At 60.6% G+C, this 17,420-nt stretch carries 11 protein-coding genes; 6 read left to right on the top strand and 5 right to left on the bottom strand.

Features of this window, described 5'->3' with window-relative positions:
• Positions 1-229 precede the first annotated feature (229 nt).
• Entirely contained in the window at positions 230-2,413 is a 2,184-nt protein-coding gene (uvrD, locus tag LOY70_RS29685; RefSeq protein ID WP_123344515.1) for a DNA helicase II, read from the bottom strand.
• Positions 2,414-2,673: 260 nt separating this feature from the next.
• On the opposite strand from uvrD, the gene LOY70_RS29680 reads away from it, so the two are divergent.
• The 3 genes from LOY70_RS29680 to LOY70_RS29670 all read left to right on the top strand — a co-directional run bounded on the left by LOY70_RS29680 (position 2,674) and on the right by LOY70_RS29670 (position 7,066).
• Positions 2,674-5,544 carry a putative bifunctional diguanylate cyclase/phosphodiesterase gene (locus LOY70_RS29680; RefSeq protein ID WP_265032184.1) on the top strand — a complete coding sequence of 957 codons (2,871 nt, stop codon included), beginning with the start codon at positions 2,674-2,676 and terminating at the stop codon, positions 5,542-5,544.
• A 217-nt stretch (positions 5,545-5,761) separates the two neighbouring features.
• On the top strand, positions 5,762-6,628 hold the full coding sequence (hexR, locus tag LOY70_RS29675) for a transcriptional regulator HexR (protein WP_025216236.1): 867 nt from the start codon (positions 5,762-5,764) through the stop codon (positions 6,626-6,628).
• A gap of 231 nt (positions 6,629-6,859) precedes the next feature.
• On the top strand, positions 6,860-7,066 hold the full coding sequence (locus LOY70_RS29670) for a PA3496 family putative envelope integrity protein (RefSeq protein ID WP_123344513.1): 207 nt from the start codon (positions 6,860-6,862) through the stop codon (positions 7,064-7,066).
• On the opposite strand, the gene LOY70_RS29665 is transcribed toward LOY70_RS29670, so the two are convergent.
• Positions 7,011-7,970, bottom strand: coding sequence for a LysR family transcriptional regulator (locus tag LOY70_RS29665; protein WP_123344512.1), 960 nt, complete (start codon positions 7,968-7,970; stop codon positions 7,011-7,013). The genes LOY70_RS29670 and LOY70_RS29665 overlap by 56 nt on opposite strands.
• Before the next feature lie 187 nt (positions 7,971-8,157).
• On the opposite strand from LOY70_RS29665, the gene LOY70_RS29660 reads away from it, so the two are divergent.
• Both LOY70_RS29660 and oadA read left to right on the top strand, forming a co-directional pair.
• Positions 8,158-9,573, top strand: coding sequence for an acetyl-CoA carboxylase biotin carboxylase subunit (locus tag LOY70_RS29660; protein ID WP_025216234.1), 1,416 nt, complete (start codon positions 8,158-8,160; stop codon positions 9,571-9,573).
• Between the two features lie 13 nt (positions 9,574-9,586).
• Positions 9,587-11,395, top strand: coding sequence for a sodium-extruding oxaloacetate decarboxylase subunit alpha (oadA, locus tag LOY70_RS29655; RefSeq protein ID WP_265032180.1), 1,809 nt, complete (start codon positions 9,587-9,589; stop codon positions 11,393-11,395).
• A gap of 71 nt (positions 11,396-11,466) precedes the next feature.
• Here the strand turns inward: oadA and LOY70_RS29650 are convergent, their stop codons facing one another.
• The 3 genes from LOY70_RS29650 to LOY70_RS29640 all read right to left on the bottom strand — a co-directional run bounded on the left by LOY70_RS29650 (position 11,467) and on the right by LOY70_RS29640 (position 16,059).
• Positions 11,467-13,557 (bottom strand): autotransporter domain-containing protein, encoded by a 2,091-nt coding sequence (locus LOY70_RS29650; RefSeq protein WP_265038234.1) that lies wholly within the window; start codon positions 13,555-13,557, stop codon positions 11,467-11,469.
• An 850-nt stretch (positions 13,558-14,407) separates the two neighbouring features.
• Positions 14,408-15,241, bottom strand: coding sequence for an amino acid ABC transporter permease (locus tag LOY70_RS29645; RefSeq protein ID WP_265032178.1), 834 nt, complete (start codon positions 15,239-15,241; stop codon positions 14,408-14,410).
• A complete protein-coding gene (locus LOY70_RS29640; RefSeq protein WP_123414089.1) occupies positions 15,238-16,059 on the bottom strand; it encodes an ABC transporter substrate-binding protein in 822 nt (273 codons plus the stop codon). The genes LOY70_RS29645 and LOY70_RS29640 overlap by 4 nt, the downstream gene beginning before the upstream one ends.
• 114 nt (positions 16,060-16,173) lie before the next feature.
• Between LOY70_RS29640 and LOY70_RS29635 the strand changes: the two genes are divergently transcribed.
• Positions 16,174-17,073, top strand: a complete 900-nt coding sequence (locus tag LOY70_RS29635) for a homocysteine S-methyltransferase family protein (protein ID WP_265032176.1) — start codon at positions 16,174-16,176, stop codon at positions 17,071-17,073.
• The last annotated feature ends 347 nt before the right edge of the window (positions 17,074-17,420 follow it).

The raw sequence follows: 17,420 nt of genomic DNA, 5'->3' as shown, positions 1-17,420 counted from the left end.
TGTTTCGGGCTTTTGCGTGACAGCTGAGGTTCAGCTTCAGCTATGCAAGAGGGCTTGTTCGCTTTGGGCTGTAGGAAAGGGGAACAAGTTCTATCGGAAATTCCTTGGAGTCCCTAGAACAACTGTGGGAGCGAGCTTGCTCGCGATAGCGGTGTGTCAGTCAGCATCAATAATGACTGATCGACCGCTATCGCGAGCAAGCTCGCTCCCACAGGGCCTACACAAATCTCTAGATCGCCTCGAGCTTGGCATACCCAAGCATCAGCCACTTGCTGCCTTCGCTGAAGTTCACCTGCACCCGGGCTTGGGCGCCGGCGCCTTCGAAGTTGAGGATTACGCCGTCACCGAATACCGAATGCCGAACGGTCTGGCCGAGGCTGAAGCCGGTTTCCGGGATATCGCTGCCGCCGAACAGGCTGCTGGTGCTTTGCTGCTGGCCACCGCCGAACGGACGGCTGACGCTGTTGGACAGCCGGACTTCCTGGATAAGACCCTTTGGCACTTCGCGTACGAAGCGCGACACCTTGTTGTAGGTCTCGCTGCCATACAAGCGTCGGGTTTCGGCGTAAGTCAGCACCAGGTTCTGCATGGCGCGAGTGATGCCGACGTAGGCCAGGCGGCGTTCCTCTTCCAGGCGTCCCGGCTCTTCCAGGCTCATCTTGTGGGGGAACAGGCCTTCTTCCATGCCTACGAGGAACACGTAGGGGAATTCCAGGCCCTTGGCGCTGTGCAAGGTCATCAGTTGGATGCTGTCTTCATGCTCGTCGGCCTGGGTGTCGCCGGCCTCCAGGGACGCGTGACCGAGGAACGCCGACAGCGGCGTCAGGTCGGCGTCTTCTTCGGTGGTCTCGAAGTTGCGTGCGGCGCTGACCAGTTCCTCAAGGTTTTCTACCCGTGCCTGGCCTTTCTCGCCTTTTTCCGCTTCGTGATAGGCGATCAGGCCGGACTGCTCGATGACCGTCTGGGTCATCAAGTGCAGCGGCATCTCCCCACACTTGGCGGCCAGGTCTTCGATCAGGTCCATGAAGGCCTTCAGGGCACCCGCGGCGCGTCCGGTCACGCCTTTATTGGCCACCAGTTGACGCATGGCTTCCCACATCGACACATGGCTGTGGCGTGCATGATCGCGAATCGCTTCGACGGTCTTCTCGCCGATGCCCCGCGTCGGTACGTTGATCACCCGCTCCAGGGCGGCGTCGTTGCCGCGCCCTTCGAGCAGGCGGAGATAGGCCATGGCGTTCTTGATTTCGGCGCGCTCGAAAAAGCGCTGGCCGCCATAGATGCGGTACGGGATCCGTTCGCGCAACAAGGCTTCTTCCAGCACCCGCGACTGGGCGTTGGAGCGATACAGAATGGCGATGTCGCTGCGGGCCAGACCGGTTTTCAGCGCGCTCTCGATGGTTTCCACCACGTAGCGGGCTTCATCGTGTTCGTTGAAGGCCGCGTAGAGATTGATCGCTTCGCCTTCGCCGCCATCAGTCCACAGTTCCTTGCCCAGACGCCCGGTATTGTTGGCGATCAGGGCGTTGGCGGCCTTGAGGATGCCGGCGGTAGAGCGGTAGTTCTGTTCCAGGCGGATGACTTCGGCGTCAGGAAAATCCGCCGAGTACTGGTGGATGTTCTCGATCTTGGCGCCGCGCCAGCCGTAGATCGACTGGTCGTCATCGCCCACGACCATCAGGCTGTCGCCGCCTTTGGCCAATAGGCGCAACCAGGCGTATTGCACGGCGTTGGTGTCCTGGAACTCGTCCACCAAGACATGCCGGAAGCGCTTTTGATAATGAGCCAGCAGGCCTGGGTGATCGCGCCACAGGTCCAATGCTCGCAGCAGCAGTTCGGAAAAATCGATGACCCCGGCACGTTGGCACGCCGCCTCGTAGGCTTCGTAGATGCTGCGCATGGTCGCCAGGAACAGGTCGCCGCTGGCCTGGATGTGTTGTGGGCGCAGGCCTTCGTCTTTCTGGCCGTTGATGAACCACTGGGCCTGACGGGCCGGCCAGCGCTGCTCGTCCAGGCCCAGCTCGCGGATCACCCGCTTGACCAGCCGCTGCTGGTCATCGCTGTCCAGGATCTGGAAGGTCTGGCTCAGGCCGGCTTCCTGCCAGTGCGCCCGCAGCAGGCGATGCGCCAGGCCGTGGAACGTACCGACCCACATGCCGGCCGGGTTGATGCCCATCAACTGCTCGATGCGATGACGCATCTCGGCAGCGGCCTTGTTGGTGAAAGTCACCGACAGGATCGAATGAGGCGAGGCGTTTTCGACCTGGATCAACCAGGCGATACGGTGCACCAGCACTCGGGTTTTACCGGAGCCGGCACCGGCCAGGACCAACTGACGGCCCACGGAGGCGGCTACGGCCTGGCGTTGGGCATCGTTGAGGGAGTTCAGCAGAAGGGAGAGATCATCGCGCATCGGGGCATTCTAGGGTGCGGCGTCACCCCGGGCAAACCGAGCTTTGCCTTTGCCGATAAAAGACCGGTCGATGATGACCGGTTGGTCATGGGCTACAGGCACTGGCGGGGCTCGCTTGAGGGCCGTTACGCCCAATAAAATAGCGACTTTTTCAGCACTTTTATGAGCTGGGGCAGTGTGGGATGGCGTTTGGCTTGTGTATGCTCGGTGCACGTTTCAGGTTCTCCATGCTTCACTGAATAAGAACAAAAACAGTGCCTATGACCCTCAATTCCGATCTGGCGGGCCCCTGTGTGGAGCCGCGGGTCATTCGCAAGCAGTACGCCATGGAAATGGCGGTCGAACGCACGCGTCTGCTTTACCAGGGTTCACTGCTGCCCACGCTGTTCATGCTGGTCAACGGTCTGGTCTGCGCCGCTCTGCTATGGGGGCCGGCGCACTACTTTCTGGTCAGTGTCTGGCTGGTCTGGTTGCTGTCATTGGTCGCGTTACGGGTGATTCAGGTGGCCGCCTTCGATTCGGCGATGCCAAGCCGTCAGGCGCACCCGGTCTGGTTGCGGATGTTTTTGCTGGGCTCGGCGATGACCGGTCTTACGCTGGCTGGGGCTGGTATCGCCCTGGTCCCGGCTGACAGCTTCCAGCAACAGGCCTGGGTCTTCGGCCTGATTGGTGCGGCCACGCTGTCGGCCAGCGTGGCTTATGCCGTGAGCCTTCCGGCGTTCCTGTCCTTTACCTTGCCGTGTCTGTTACCGGCCATCGGCTATCTCTTCTGGGGCGGTGATGAGCAGCAGCGCGGGTGGGGCTGGCTCGGGCTGGTTGTGCTGGTCTCGCTGAGCGTGGTGGCCTGGCAGGTCAACCGATTGATACAAAATGGCCTGTTGCGACGGTTTCAGAACCAGGCATTGATCGAGCATTTACAGCAGGCGCAAACCCGCAGCGCACAGCTCAACGATGCGCTGGCCCGGGAAGTCGAGCAACGTCGCTGCGCCGAGGACAAATTGCGGTTAGCCCAGGTGGGTCTTGAAGCGCGGGTCGCGCAGCGCAGCCTCGAGCTGGAGGTGGCCAGCCAGGCCCTGGGCAAGAGTGAGACGCGCTTGGCCCTGGCCCTCAAGGCCAGTGAGCTGGGGTTGTGGGACTGGAACCTGCAGACCGACGAAGTTCATCACACTCAGCTCAAGGAGCTGTTTGGCCTGGAGCCCGAGTACGTCACGGCGATGCTCAGCCATCTCACCCCGCGCCTCCATCCTCAAGACCTGCCGGCCCTCAAGCGCGCCCTCGTTGAACACCTCAAGGGCCGCAGCGAGGATTACCAGATCGAATACCGCGTGCGCCACGGCGATGGTCATTGGGTCTGGATCGAGGACCGCGGTCGGGCCGTGGAGCGCAGCGCGAGCGGGCGGGTGCTGCGCATGGTCGGCACCCGACGAAACATCAGCGCCAGTAAGGAGCTCAAGCAACAGCAACAACTGGCTGCCACGGTGTTCGAGGCCGCCAGTGAAGGCATCGTGATTTTCGATCCAGGTTTCGTGCTGCTTGCCGCTAACCAGGCGTTCACGCGGGTCACCGGCTTCAACATCGAGGACATGCTCGGGCACAACGTGGTCGACCTGCCTTGCAGTCGCGATGCTCGCCGGCATTACCCCGTCATTCGCCAAGCCCTCAAGCAGCATGGCTCCTGGCAGGGCGAGCTGGTGGAGGCGCGGGCCAATGGCGAACTGTATCCGCAGTGGCTGCAACTGAACGCGGTGCGCGATACCCGGGGAAATGTCAGTCATATAGTGGGCTTCTTCGCCGATCTGTCGGCGCGGCGTGAATCCGAAGAGCGGATGCGCTACCTCACCCATTACGACGAACTGACCGGATTGGCGAATCGCTCGCTGTTCCGTGAGCGCCTGAACGAGGCACACCAGCGGGTGCGTCAGGGCGGACGGCGCAGCCTGGCGTTGCTGCATATCAACCTGGATCGCTTCAAATTGCTCAACGACAGCCTCGGCCACGATATTGCCGACCAGCTGTTGCAGAAAATGGCGCGGCGCCTGGTCAATGCGCTGCCCGAGGCTGACACCATCGCCCGATTGTCCGGCGATGAGTTCGCGGTGCTGTTCGATGCCTATGGCAATCTATCCAGCCTGGCGCGGGTCGCGACCCGATTGTCCGCCAAGCTGCGCGTGCCGCTGACCATCGGAGGCCATGAGCTGGTGGTCAGTGCCTCCATCGGCATCAGTATGTTGCCTGACAACGCGCGCGAGATTTCCACGCTGATCAGCCAGGCGAACATGGCCATGCAACATGCCAAGCACCTGGGCGGCAACAACTTCCAGTTCTACACGGACAGCCTCCAGGCCAGCACGCTGGAGCGCCTGCAGCTGGAGAATCAGCTGCGCAAGGCCCTTGAAGAGCATCAATTGAAGGTCTTCTATCAACCCAAGTTGTGCCTGGCGACCGGACGCCTGAACGCCGCCGAGGCGTTGGTGCGCTGGGATCATCCGGTCATGGGCCGGGTTCCGCCGGTGGATTTCATTGGCCTGGCCGAGGAGACCGGGCTGATCGGGCCGATTGGCGAGTTCGTGTTGCGCCAAGCCTGCTGGCAGGCGTGCGAATGGCAGCGCCAGGGGCTCGCGCCGATCCGGGTGTCGGTCAACCTGTCAGTGCATCAGTTGCGTCAGGGCAAGCTGGTCAGCCTCGTGCGGCAAGTGTTGGAGGAAACCGGGCTGGAGCCTCAATACCTGGAATTGGAGCTGACCGAGAGCCAGTTGCTCGACAGCGTTGAACACATCATCGCCACGTTCCAGCAATTGCGCGACCTTGGGGTCAAGTTGGCGATCGACGATTTTGGCACCGGTTATTCATCCCTGAGTTACCTCAAGCGTATCCCAGTGGACTACGTGAAGATCGACCAGGCGTTCATTCGCGGGTTGGAGGAGGGGGGCGAGGATGCGGCAATTACCCGGGCGATCATTGCCATGGCTCATGGGTTATCGCTCAAGGTCGTGGCGGAAGGTGTGGAGCGGCGGGAGCAGCTTGAGTTCCTGGAGGCCGAGCGATGCGACGAGGTCCAGGGCTACCTCATCAGCCGACCGGTGGAAGCCGAGGGCCTGGCTCAACTGCTGCGGGAACAACGCCAGGAGTGAAACGCCCCGCCGAAGTGGCACGCGTGGTGTCGCTCCGACGGGAAGATTATGAGGTATTAATGCGTAATCCTGACTCGCTACATGGCGCGCTCTCCGGGAAAACAAGGGGTGGAAAGCTCATTCGGTTACGTATTGGAGCAGGCAAAAAGCCAATTCTTGTAGTATAACTACAAGCTTGCTACATCCCGGCACCTGCCAATAACAAGAGTCCAGCCCCTTGAACCTGTTGCAACACATCGCCCAATCACGCCACCTGCTGCGCAAATCGGAGCTGAAAGTCGCCGATCACGTGCTGCTTGATCCTGCGGCCGTGATGCACAGTTCCATGGCTGATCTTGCCCACAGTGTCGGCATCAGCGAGCCGACCATCGTGCGTTTCTGCCGGGCCATCGGTTGCTCGGGGTTCCAGGACCTGAAACTCAAATTGGCGCAAAGCCTGGCCGCCGGTGCGAGCTTCGGCCAGTTTGCGATCCATGAAGACGATTCGGTCGCCGACTACAGCCTGAAAATCTTCGACACGACCCTGCACACCCTGATGGAGGTTCGCGAGAAGCTCGACCCGGTGGCGTTGCAAAAAGCCGTCACGGCCATGTCCCAGGCCCAGCGTGTCGAGTTCTATGGCTTTGGTGCATCGGGCGCAGTGGCGGCCGATGCCCAGCACAAGTTTTTCCGCTTGCTGCTCACGGCGGCGGCCTATTCCGACCCGCACATGCAGGCGATGTCGGCGGTTACGTTGAAACCCTCTGATGTGGCGATCTGTATCTCCCAGTCAGGGCGTTCCAAAGACCTGTTGATCACCGCGAACCTGGTGCGCGAAAGCGGTGCCTCGCTGATTACCCTGTGCCCAAGCCAGACGCCATTGGCCGAGCTTTCGACGGTGAACCTGGCGATTGACGTGCACGAAGACACCGAAATCTATACGCCGCTGACCTCGCGCATTGCCCATCTGGTGGTGATCGACGTGTTGGCGATGGGCGTCGCCATGGCGCGCGGCCCGAGCCTGGTCAACCATCTCAAGAGCGTGAAGCGCAGCCTGCGCAGCTTGCGGCTGTCGCCCAAGTCGGTGAAAGCGCTGGATGACTAATCGGGTCTCTCCGATTCTTTGTCGAGGACGCTTTTGTGGCGAGGGGATTTATCCCCGCTGGGGCGCGCAGCGGCCCCGTTTTTTGCGGTTGCTGCGCAACCGAACGGGGATAAATCCCCTCGCCACAAAACTGCATTTGCCCGAATTCATCGTTCTGTAACGTTTGCGCCGCCAAACCGTCATCCCGCGCCTTCATCGTAAAGCTCCCGTATACGTCTTGGGAGACTCGACATGACCCAGTCCTACGAAGAACGCAGCGCCGTGAAAACCCGTCGTCAGCAGGAAGACCAACGCCGCATGGCATTCCGTCGTGCCATCGAAGACCGCTGTGAGCAGCGCCAGCTCCTGGCTGAGATCAGCGAATTTCCTGACGCAGTAGAGTTCAATTACTGGCAGGCACCGGCGGCTTCCCGTCGAAACGTTCAACCAGGCCAATGATCTGAGCGCGCTCGCCGCGAACGAACGCCAGGAAGGCGTGGGCCACGGGTGACAGTCGCTTCGCCCTGGCCTGTACCAGGCACCAACTGCGGTACAGCGGCAGTTCCTCAACCGGCAACTCGATGAGTGCGCCGGACGACAGCTCCCGGCTCACGGCGTGGCGCGTCAACAGCGCCACGCCCAGCCCGGCCACCACGCATTCGCGCTGGGCCTCCGCCGACGCCACTTCAAGCGTCTGGGTGAAATGCACCCGTTTCTCCTTGAAGTATTCCTCGCAAGCCAGTCGCGTGCCTGAGCCTGGCTCACGCAGCAGCAGCGTATACGGCTCCAGGTCCTGCAGGCGCAGCGGGCCCATGTGGCACAGCGGATGATCCGGCGGCGCCACCGCTACGATCGGATTGTTGAGAAACGGTAGGAATTCCAGCCCCATGTCCTGGGGCACCATGGACATGATCACCAGGTCATCACGGTTGTCGGAGAGTCGTCGAATGACTTGCCCGCGATTGACCACCGTGAGGTTGAGGTTGACCTCCGGGTGTTGGCGCTTGAACGCGGCGAACAGGTGTGGGACGAAGTACTTGGCGCTGGATTCCACCGCCAGCTTCAATTGCCCTTGCAGCGAGCCCTGCATGTCCGAGAGCTGCATATCGAGGTTTTCCAGGCGTCCGAAGATGTCCCGGCTGGCGCGTTGCAGCGCTTCGGCGGCCTCGGTCATGTAGAGTTTTTTGCCTACATATTCAAACAACGGCTGGCCGATCAGTTCTTCAAGGGATCGAATCTGTAGGCTAACGGCCGGTTGTGTGAGAGACATTTCGTCGGCAGCACGGCTGTAGGACCTCAGGTCGCACACCTCGTTGAAAATCTGCAATTGACGCAATGTCATACGCATCAATGACTTACGCATTTTCTAAGTACTCAGGGCCGAGACGGATAGCTCAACTATAAGTCTTTGCTTATGCATGACCCAATAATTATTCATTTTTGTTAATCAACAGCCAGGACTAGTGTGGAGCTGCGACCGATTGTTACATCTGGTCACGCGTCGGCCTGGACCCCAGGCCGTGGTATCACCGGCTCAAGGGAACCTCCAATTGATAACAAAGATCCTGATCGCCAACCGTGGTGAAATTGCCGTTCGAATCGTGCGCGCCTGCGCCGAGATGGGCATTCGCTCGGTCGCGGTCTACTCCGACGCGGACCGCCATGCGTTGCATGTCAAGCGTGCGGACGAGGCCCACAGCATCGGCGCCGATCCGCTGGCCGGCTACCTCAACCCGCGCAAGTTGGTGAACCTGGCCGTGGAGACCGGTTGCGATGCGTTGCATCCCGGCTACGGCTTTCTTTCGGAAAACGCCGAGCTGGCGGACATCTGCGCCGAACGCGGTATCAAATTCATTGGCCCCTCGGCGGAAGTCATTCGCCGCATGGGCGACAAGACCGAAGCGCGCCGCAGCATGATCAAGGCCGGTGTGCCGGTCACACCGGGCACCGAAGGCAATGTGTCGGGCATCGAAGAAGCCCTGACCGAGGGTGATCGGATCGGTTATCCGGTGATGCTCAAGGCCACGTCCGGTGGCGGTGGTCGTGGTATCCGTCGCTGCAACAGCCGTGAAGAACTCGAACAGGCCTTCCCCCGGGTCATCTCCGAAGCCACCAAGGCGTTCGGTTCGGCGGAAGTGTTCCTGGAAAAATGCATCGTCAATCCCAAGCACATCGAAGCGCAGATCCTCGGTGACAGTTTCGGCAACGTGGTGCACCTGTTCGAGCGCGACTGCTCGATCCAGCGCCGCAACCAGAAGCTGATCGAGATCGCCCCGAGCCCGCAATTGACGCCTGAGCAGCGCGCCTACATCGGCGACCTGTCGGTGCGCGCCGCCAAGGCCGTGGGCTACGAGAATGCCGGCACCGTGGAGTTCCTGCTCGCCGAGGGCGAGGTGTACTTCATGGAGATGAACACCCGGGTGCAGGTGGAACACACCATTACCGAAGAAATCACCGGCATCGACATCGTTCGCGAGCAGATCCGCATCGCCTCCGGGCTGCCGCTGTCGGTCAAGCAGGAGGACATTCTGCACCGCGGGTTTGCGTTGCAGTTCCGGATCAACGCCGAGGATCCGAAAAATAATTTCCTGCCCAGCTTCGGCAAAATCACGCGCTACTACGCCCCCGGCGGCCCTGGTGTGCGCACCGACACGGCGATCTATACCGGCTACACCATTCCGCCGTTCTACGATTCGATGTGCCTGAAACTGGTGGTCTGGGCATTGACCTGGGAAGAGGCGATGGACCGTGGCCTGCGGGCCCTGGATGACATGCGCCTGCAGGGGGTCAAGACCACCGCCGCGTATTACCAGGAAATCCTGCGCAACCCGGAATTCCGTAGCGGCCAGTTCAATACCAGCTTCGTGGAAAGCCATCCGGAACTGACCAACTACTCGATCAAGCGCAAACCCGAAGAGCTGGCCCTGGCCATCGCCGCCGCCATTGCCGCCCACGCAGGCCTGTAAGGAAAGTATGACCATGTCCAAGAAGATCTTTGTTACCGACACAATCCTGCGCGACGCCCACCAATCGCTGCTCGCCACCCGCATGCGCACCGAAGACATGCTGCCGATCTGCGACAAGCTCGACAAAGTCGGCTATTGGTCGCTGGAAGTCTGGGGCGGCGCAACATTCGATGCCTGCGTACGCTTCCTGAAGGAAGACCCGTGGGAACGCCTGCGCCAACTGCGCGCGGCACTGCCCAACACCCGTCTGCAAATGCTGCTGCGCGGCCAGAACCTGCTGGGCTATCGCCACTACAGCGATGACGTGGTCAAGGCGTTCGTGGCAAAAGCCGCGGTCAACGGCATTGATGTGTTCCGTATTTTCGATGCGATGAACGACGTGCGTAACCTGAAAGTCGCCATCGAAGCGGTGAAGGCTGCCGGCAAGCACGCCCAAGGCACTATCGCCTACACCACGAGCCCGGTGCACACCATCGAGGCGTTCGTGGCCCAGGCCAAACAGATGGAAGCCATGGGTTGCGACTCGGTGGCGATCAAGGACATGGCCGGTCTGCTGACGCCGTATGCCACTGGCGAGCTGGTCAAGGCGCTGAAGAGCGAGCAGTCGCTGCCAGTTTTTATCCACTCCCACGACACCGCTGGCCTGGCTGCGATGTGCCAGCTCAAGGCTATCGAAAACGGCGCCGATCACATCGACACCGCGATCTCCAGCTTCGCCTGGGGCACCAGCCATCCTGGCACCGAATCGATGGTCGCCGCCCTCAAGGGCAGTGAGTTCGACACCGGCTTGAGTCTGGAATTGCTCCAGGAAATCGGCCTGTACTTCTATGCGGTGCGCAAGAAGTATCACCAGTTCGAAAGCGAGTTCACGGCGGTGGATACCCGAGTCCAAGTCAACCAGGTACCGGGCGGGATGATCTCCAACCTGGCCAACCAGTTGAAAGAGCAGGGCGCGCTGAACCGGATGAACGAAGTGCTGGCGGAAATCCCGCGGGTGCGCGAGGACCTCGGCTTCCCGCCGTTGGTGACCCCGACCTCGCAGATCGTCGGTACCCAGGCGTTTTTCAACGTATTGGCCGGTGAGCGCTACAAGACCATCACCAACGAAGTGAAGCTTTATCTGCAAGGCGGTTACGGCAAGGCGCCGGGTTCGGTAAATGAGAAGCTGCGTCGCCAGGCTATCGGCAGCGAGGACGTGATCGATGTGCGTCCAGCCGACCTGCTCAAGCCGGAAATGACCAAGCTGCGCGGCGAAATCGGTGCGCTGGCCAAATCCGAAGAGGACGTGCTGACCTACGCCATGTTCCCGGACATCGGTCGCAAGTTCCTCGAAGAGCGCGAAGCCGGCACCCTGACCCCGGAAGTGCTGTTGCCGATTCCAGAGGCCGGCAGCGTGAGCTCGGCGGGCGGCGAAGGGGTGCCGACCGAGTTCGTCATCGACGTTCACGGCGAAACCTACCGCGTCGACATCACTGGGGTGGGCGTCAAGGCTGAAGGCAAGCGTCACTTCTACCTGTCCATCGACGGCATGCCCGAAGAGGTCGTGTTCGAACCGCTCAATGAGTTTGTCAGCGGTGGCAGCAGCAAGCGTAAGCAAGCCACTGCGCCGGGCCACGTCAGCACCACCATGCCGGGCAACATCGTCGATGTGCTGGTCAAGGAGGGCGATGTGGTGAAGGCCGGTCAAGCCGTACTGATCACCGAAGCCATGAAAATGGAAACCGAAGTGCAGGCGGCCATCGCCGGCAAGGTCACCGCGATTCATGTGGCCAAGGGCGACCGGGTCAATCCGGGCGAGATCCTGATCGAGATCGAAGGCTGAGTTAACAGCCTCGATACACCGTTTTAACCTCGGGGGGGCATGTGCTCCCCTTTTTTTTGCCTGCAAGAAGCTCAGAACATCATTCGCCATTGACCCATCAACGCACTGTTGCGGTTGTCTTGGCCGGTTTCACCGTTGTAACTGACCCCCAGGGTATGCCGGGGCGAAACGGCCAGGTCCAACCCCGCCTTCAGAAACAGGCTGTCACGGTCCAGTTCGATTCCTTCGATGGTGTACGTAGTGCCTCCGCTGGCCAGGCGTTGACGGGAACTGCCCCTGACGTCGCCGTATAGGTGTTTCCAGCCAAGATTCAAGCGGGGAGTCAGTCGCACGCCTTGGTCAAGAGCGAAGGACCGGGCGAGGCGCAGGCCCAGGTTGCTGCTGTAATGGTCCTGAGCCTGGCTATTGAACCGCAGCGCCGCGTCACCACCTTTCTCTGCATAGCGATCGCGTTGATAGCGTTGGTAGCCCAAGTGGACATAGGGCTCGACATTGAAATGACCGAGGTTCAGGTTGTAGCCGACTTGCCCAAAGACCTGCTGCGTGCTGGCATCGTAACGACCCTTGGGGCGATCCCGGAAGCCGTTGAAAGCTACGTGGCGCTTGGTGCTGCCGTCATGTTCGCCGTAAATGGCGCCAAGACGCAGGGCCAGCGGCCCGTCCTGACGCAAGGCATAAGCGCCCAAATGCCAACTGTCGAGCCCTCCGTCGAAGTGATGACCGTCCAGCCGGGTTCGCGTCTTGCTGCCGATTACCCCCAAACGCCAATCTGGGCTGACGGCCCAGTCAGTTCCCAGCAGCAAACCCTCTGTCGAGTGTTTCAGGGCATCGTTGCCCAGTTGTTTTCCAATGCTGCCGCTGTTGCCGATGGCCTGGACCCAGACTTGGCCGTCGGTATGCACGCTTTCTGAATTTCTCTGGTCCATGGCCGAGAGCATTCCGGTGCCGATTGGCGCGATGCTGCTCAAGGTGGCATTGCCCAGATCGGCGGTGTCATAGCCGGCCAACCGGTCGATGGCGTTGGTGGCGGTGGCCATGTTGGTGCCGAGCAGGGCACTGATGGCGGCGTTGGGTTTTGCGACGGCTGTTGCGGTTTTCAATGGACTGGTGTTTTTTTCTGCGGTCTCGATAGGTTTTGACTCTATAGATTCGACTGGTTGCGGCTCTTGGATACTGGCGACAAATTCCCGTGCGTTATCGGACTTCGCTGCGGCCTCGAGCGGGATGTCGTTGCGCGCATAGGTCAGGCCAACCTCCGTCCCGCTGTAGTGCGGGGTCGCCGTCATGAAGGTGAGATTGCTAATGACCGTGCCGAACTCACCCTCAATGGCCCCCGCTCGGATCACCGTGTGCTCGCTTGTGCCCATGTCCTCAACCTGTACAGCGTCGATTCTCAGGGTCGCATCATTCAGCCTAGCCGTGCCTGCGACATTGACCGTGGCGCTGGCGCCCGCAGCATCGATGCCGTAGATCAATTCAGCGCCTTTCAATAGTTCAAGGTCTCCGCTGATCGAGGGTGCACCGACTTCAGGACCGACCTTCAGCTGGCCCGCCACGCTCAGGAACCCTACAGATCCGTTGCCGCTGAAGCTGGCCTTCTCAAGTACATGGGCTGCCCCATTTACGGCACCTGAGTTGCTCATGCTTGCGCCTTGCTCGACGATCACGTTATTGGCGACAACGCCCTTGTTATCGAACATACCGAGCACACCGATTTGTCCGTTGATATGGCCGGTGTTGGTCAACGTGGTCTCCGGCTCGATCACTCCCCAGCCAGCGAAATTCCCGGTGTGTTCCCATTCGCCTTTTGTGACGTGCAAAGCCTGGAAATTGCGGGTTTGCGCCAACGTCGGATGATTGGCTGCGTCCAATTGCAGAATGTTGGTTCCACCGCCGCCATCAACGGAGCCGGGGAATTTCCCGTTTTGGCTGACGATGACCAGGTCGTTTTTGCCGGTCCATTTCACGTTGCCTTTACGGGGAGCGTCCACATTATGCCTCTTGGTATCCGCAGCTTCGGCGAACGCCTTGAGGCGCTCTTGCTGCTCGGCGGTTGTGGAGATATCGGCCGGTTGTTCAGCCAGCGAAATGTCGGCGCAGCCAAGCACCAAAGCAATTGCCAGGGCTAGGCGTTGGGGTGGGTAAAAGTGTTGGATAGACATCGAATGCGACCTCCCGTGAGTGAGGTCGAACTTTAAAAATCTTACCCAGGGCGACGATGCCAGCCTTCTTCTCTCCGAGGGCAAGATTCGGCAGATGGAATTTGTAGGCTGCTTGTGCTGCGATCAGCGTGTCGTCATGTCGACTTTCACGGTTCTAGGCTTTGCCCTACAGCGCGTACGGACCTTTCAATTTTGTCCGGCATCTACTCCGCGAACGGCAGTAGCTCCTATGCCTAGCGATTCGCTACACGTCGGGCAGATATTTCCGCTTGACCATTGAGCGGGGTGGGATTTTTGCGGGTGGTGTGTATATCCGTTTCTGCGGTAACGGCCACTTAGGGTTCCGCCCTGACGGCGGCTCACTTTTGAAAAGCGCAAAAGTAAGCAAAACGCTTTTGCCCCACCACTCGGTGCCTCGCCTAGGCTCGGCATGCCTGAACGAAGGCATTGCTCCGTGGGCCGCCGCGAAGGGCCATCCATGGCCCAGCGCGGCTAACCCGGCATCCATGCCGGGTTGCCCACTGCGCAACACCTTCGTTCAGCCAGCGTGGTTAATGGGGCGCCGAGATCAACGTCCATTGCGAGGCGGCCTGATAGCCGACCTGGTTCTTGATGGGGATCGCGTTTCTCCTGTGGGAGCGAGCTTGCTCGCGAAAGCGGTGGGGCAGTTTGCGGTGATGTTGGCTGTGCCGACGTCATCGCGAGCAAGCTCGCTCCCACATGTTTTTGCGTCGTATGAGCGCCCGTAAGCCCATTGGGAGTGAGCTTGCCAGTTAAAAACTGTTACCTATGTGCGTGAACTGATTTGTCACCCATGTGGGTGAGTCATGTCGGCAACGCTGGCAACGGCTCAGCGGTTATTCAGATACGCCTTCCCATAATGCCGCTCCATCCGCGCCTGGATCAGTTCCAGCGCAATGGACATCAACCAGTAAATGATCGCCGCCGTGGTAAGCATTTCGATGTAGCGATAGCTGGAACGACCATAGGATTGCGCCAGGAACATCACTTCCCAGACCCCCATCACCGAGATTAGCGAGGAATCCTTGAGCATCGAGATGAACTGGTTGGTGGTTGGCGGGATGATGGTGCGCATGGCCTGGGGCAGGGTGACGCGCCAGAAGATCACGGTTTCGCTCAGGCCCAGGGCGAGGGAGGCTTCGCGTTGGCCGTGGGGGACGCCGAGGATGCCGGCGCGGAAGATTTCGCTCAGGTAAGCGCCGTAGTTCAGCGACAGCGCGATGATCCCGGCGGCGATGGCGCCCGGGACCACGCCCAGTTGGGGCAGGCCCAGGTAGATCAGCAGGATCTGGATCAGCAGCGGCGTGCCGCGAAAGAACGATGCGTAGAAACTGGCGATGCCGAACGCCACCGCGCTGCTGGACAGCCGCGCCAGGGCGGTGATGAAGCCCAGCAGTGACGACGCGACGATCGAGCACAGGCACAGGAACAGCGTCAGCACCGCGCCCTGCAAAAAGCCGTTGGGCGCCAGGTGCACGCCCAGCAGGTTCGGCAGTTTGTCGAGGATGATGGAGAACTTCAGGTCGAAGCTCAGGAAGAAACTCGCGAACAGCACCAGCATCGCCGCCCAGGTCAGGTACAACCGGGTGCGAAAACCGAAGATTTTCTGCAGGCGTGACTCAGCCACCGGTGGCGGTGGCTGAGGGGGTGGAAAAGAAGTCATTGGGTAATGTCGGCGCCGATCCATTTCTGCGAGAGTTTGCTCAAGGTGCCGTCCTGTTTCAACTGGGCGAAGACTTCTCGCACCTTGCTGTCCCACTGGGCGTCGCCTTTTTCGATGGCCACCGAGTTCGGTTCGGAGTAGAGCGACTCGCCCGCCAGTTTGAAGCGCTTGTCTTCGGTCAGGCGCGGCTGTGCGGTCACCAGGTTGGTCAACACCGCGTCCAGGCGCACCCCGGCGCCGAGGCCCAGGTCTTGGAACGCCACGTTGTCGGTGTCGTACGGGGCAATCTGGACGTTCTCGAAGGGGTAGCTCAGCCGGGTGTCTTCGGCGCCTTCGATCACCAGGTTCTTGTTCAGGTAACTTTCATAGCTGGAGGCGCTGGTGAGGCCGACTTTCTTGCCGCTCAAGTCCTTGGCGCCGTGGATACGGTCGTCCTTGGCGTTGACGACGATGACGGCTGGGGAGGCGTAATACTGCACCGGGAAATCGAAGACTTCGGCGCGGGCCTTGCTCGGGGTCATGGAGCAGATGCAGATGTCATAGCGCCCGCTCCAGTGCCCGGCCGCGATCACGTCCCAGGAAGGGGTTTCCAGGCGCAGCTTCACGCCCAGTTTCTGCGCCACGGCCTTGGCCACGTCGACGTCAAAACCGTCGAGCTGGTTCTGATCGTTGAGGAACGAGAAGGGCGGATAGCTTTCCATCAACACGCCGACCAGTTCTTTTTTCTGTTCGATGCGATCCAGCGTGGCGCCGGCGAACGCTTGCGACGAGGCGGCCAGTAGAGTGAGGCCCAGGGCCAGCAATGGTTGTCGTTTCACGTGAGGTCCCTGGTAGAAAAATAAGTTGTAGTTAATCGGTTGCTGCGTATTAAATAGTTATAAGAATAACTCCGGTAGTGAGTATTTTTTCATAAGCTTATGAGTGAATCGCATATGGGCGCAGCAACGACAGTCATTCTCGATGGCGGCATGGGCCGCGAACTGCAACGCCGTGGCGCGCCGTTCCGGCAACCCGAGTGGTCGGCCCTGGCCTTGAGCGAAGCGCCCCAGGCGGTAGAGGCGGTGCACGCGGCTTACATCGCCAGCGGCGCCAACGTGATCACCAGCAACAGCTATGCGGTCGTGCCATTCCATATCGGCGAAGCGCGTTTCGCCGCGGAAGGCCAGGCACTGGCCGCCCTCGCTGGAGAGCTGGCGCAGCGGGCGGTGCAGGCTTCAGGCAAAGCGGTACGGGTGGCCGGGTCGCTGCCACCGTTATTCGGTTCCTATCGCCCCGACCTGTTCGACGCTTCCCGCGCCAGTGAACTGTTGACGCCCCTGGTGACCGGCCTGGCGCCCCATGTCGACCTGTGGCTGGCCGAGACTCAAAGCTCTACCGTCGAAGCGCGAGCGATTCACGCCGGGTTGCCGCAGGACGGCAAGCCGTTCTGGCTGTCGTTCACCCTGAAAGATGAAGACACTGACGAAGTGCCGCGCCTGCGCTCCGGCGAACCAGTGGCGGACGCGGCGGCGATCGCGGCCGAGCTGGGCGTCGAGACACTGCTGTTCAACTGCAGCCAGCCGGAAGTGATCGGTGCGGCCATTGATGCGGCGCGAGACACCTTCGAGCGTCTGGGGGTGAAGATCCACATCGGTGCCTACGCCAACGCCTTTCCGCCGCAACCCAAAGAAGCGACCGCCAACGACGGGTTGGACCCGCTACGCGAAGACCTCGACCCACCGGGTTACCTGCAATGGGCGGCGGACTGGCGCAAGCGCGGGGCCAGCCATTTGGGCGGCTGCTGCGGGATCGGGCCGGAGCATATTGCGGTGTTGGCGCAACAGCTGGCCTGAACCGTTGGGATAACCTGTTTTGATCGGGGACACGGTACCCCTGTGGCGAGGGGATTTATCCCCGTTGGGCTGCGCAGCAGCCCTGAAACCTACCGCTGAGGTGTGTCAGGTTGATTGCATTCAGCGTCTTTGGGGCTGCTGCGCAGCCCAGCGGGGATGAATCCCCTCGCCACAAAAGTAGACGCTGCCGCCTGTATCCATTGAGACGCACTGGACTGCCTTTGTGACGAGGACATCCCGGCTTACGCTTTTCTCCGAGCCCGCCAGCCATCCCTATACATATGTATGTCATTTCCGGTCGAACGGCGCGATAGGGTCCCAGCCCTCATCACAACCGGGACACCTCA

It is taken from the genome of Pseudomonas sp. B21-054 (assembly GCF_026016345.1).
GTDB lineage: Bacteria > Pseudomonadota > Gammaproteobacteria > Pseudomonadales > Pseudomonadaceae > Aquipseudomonas.
This window is presented reverse-complemented; position numbering and strand designations above follow the sequence as displayed.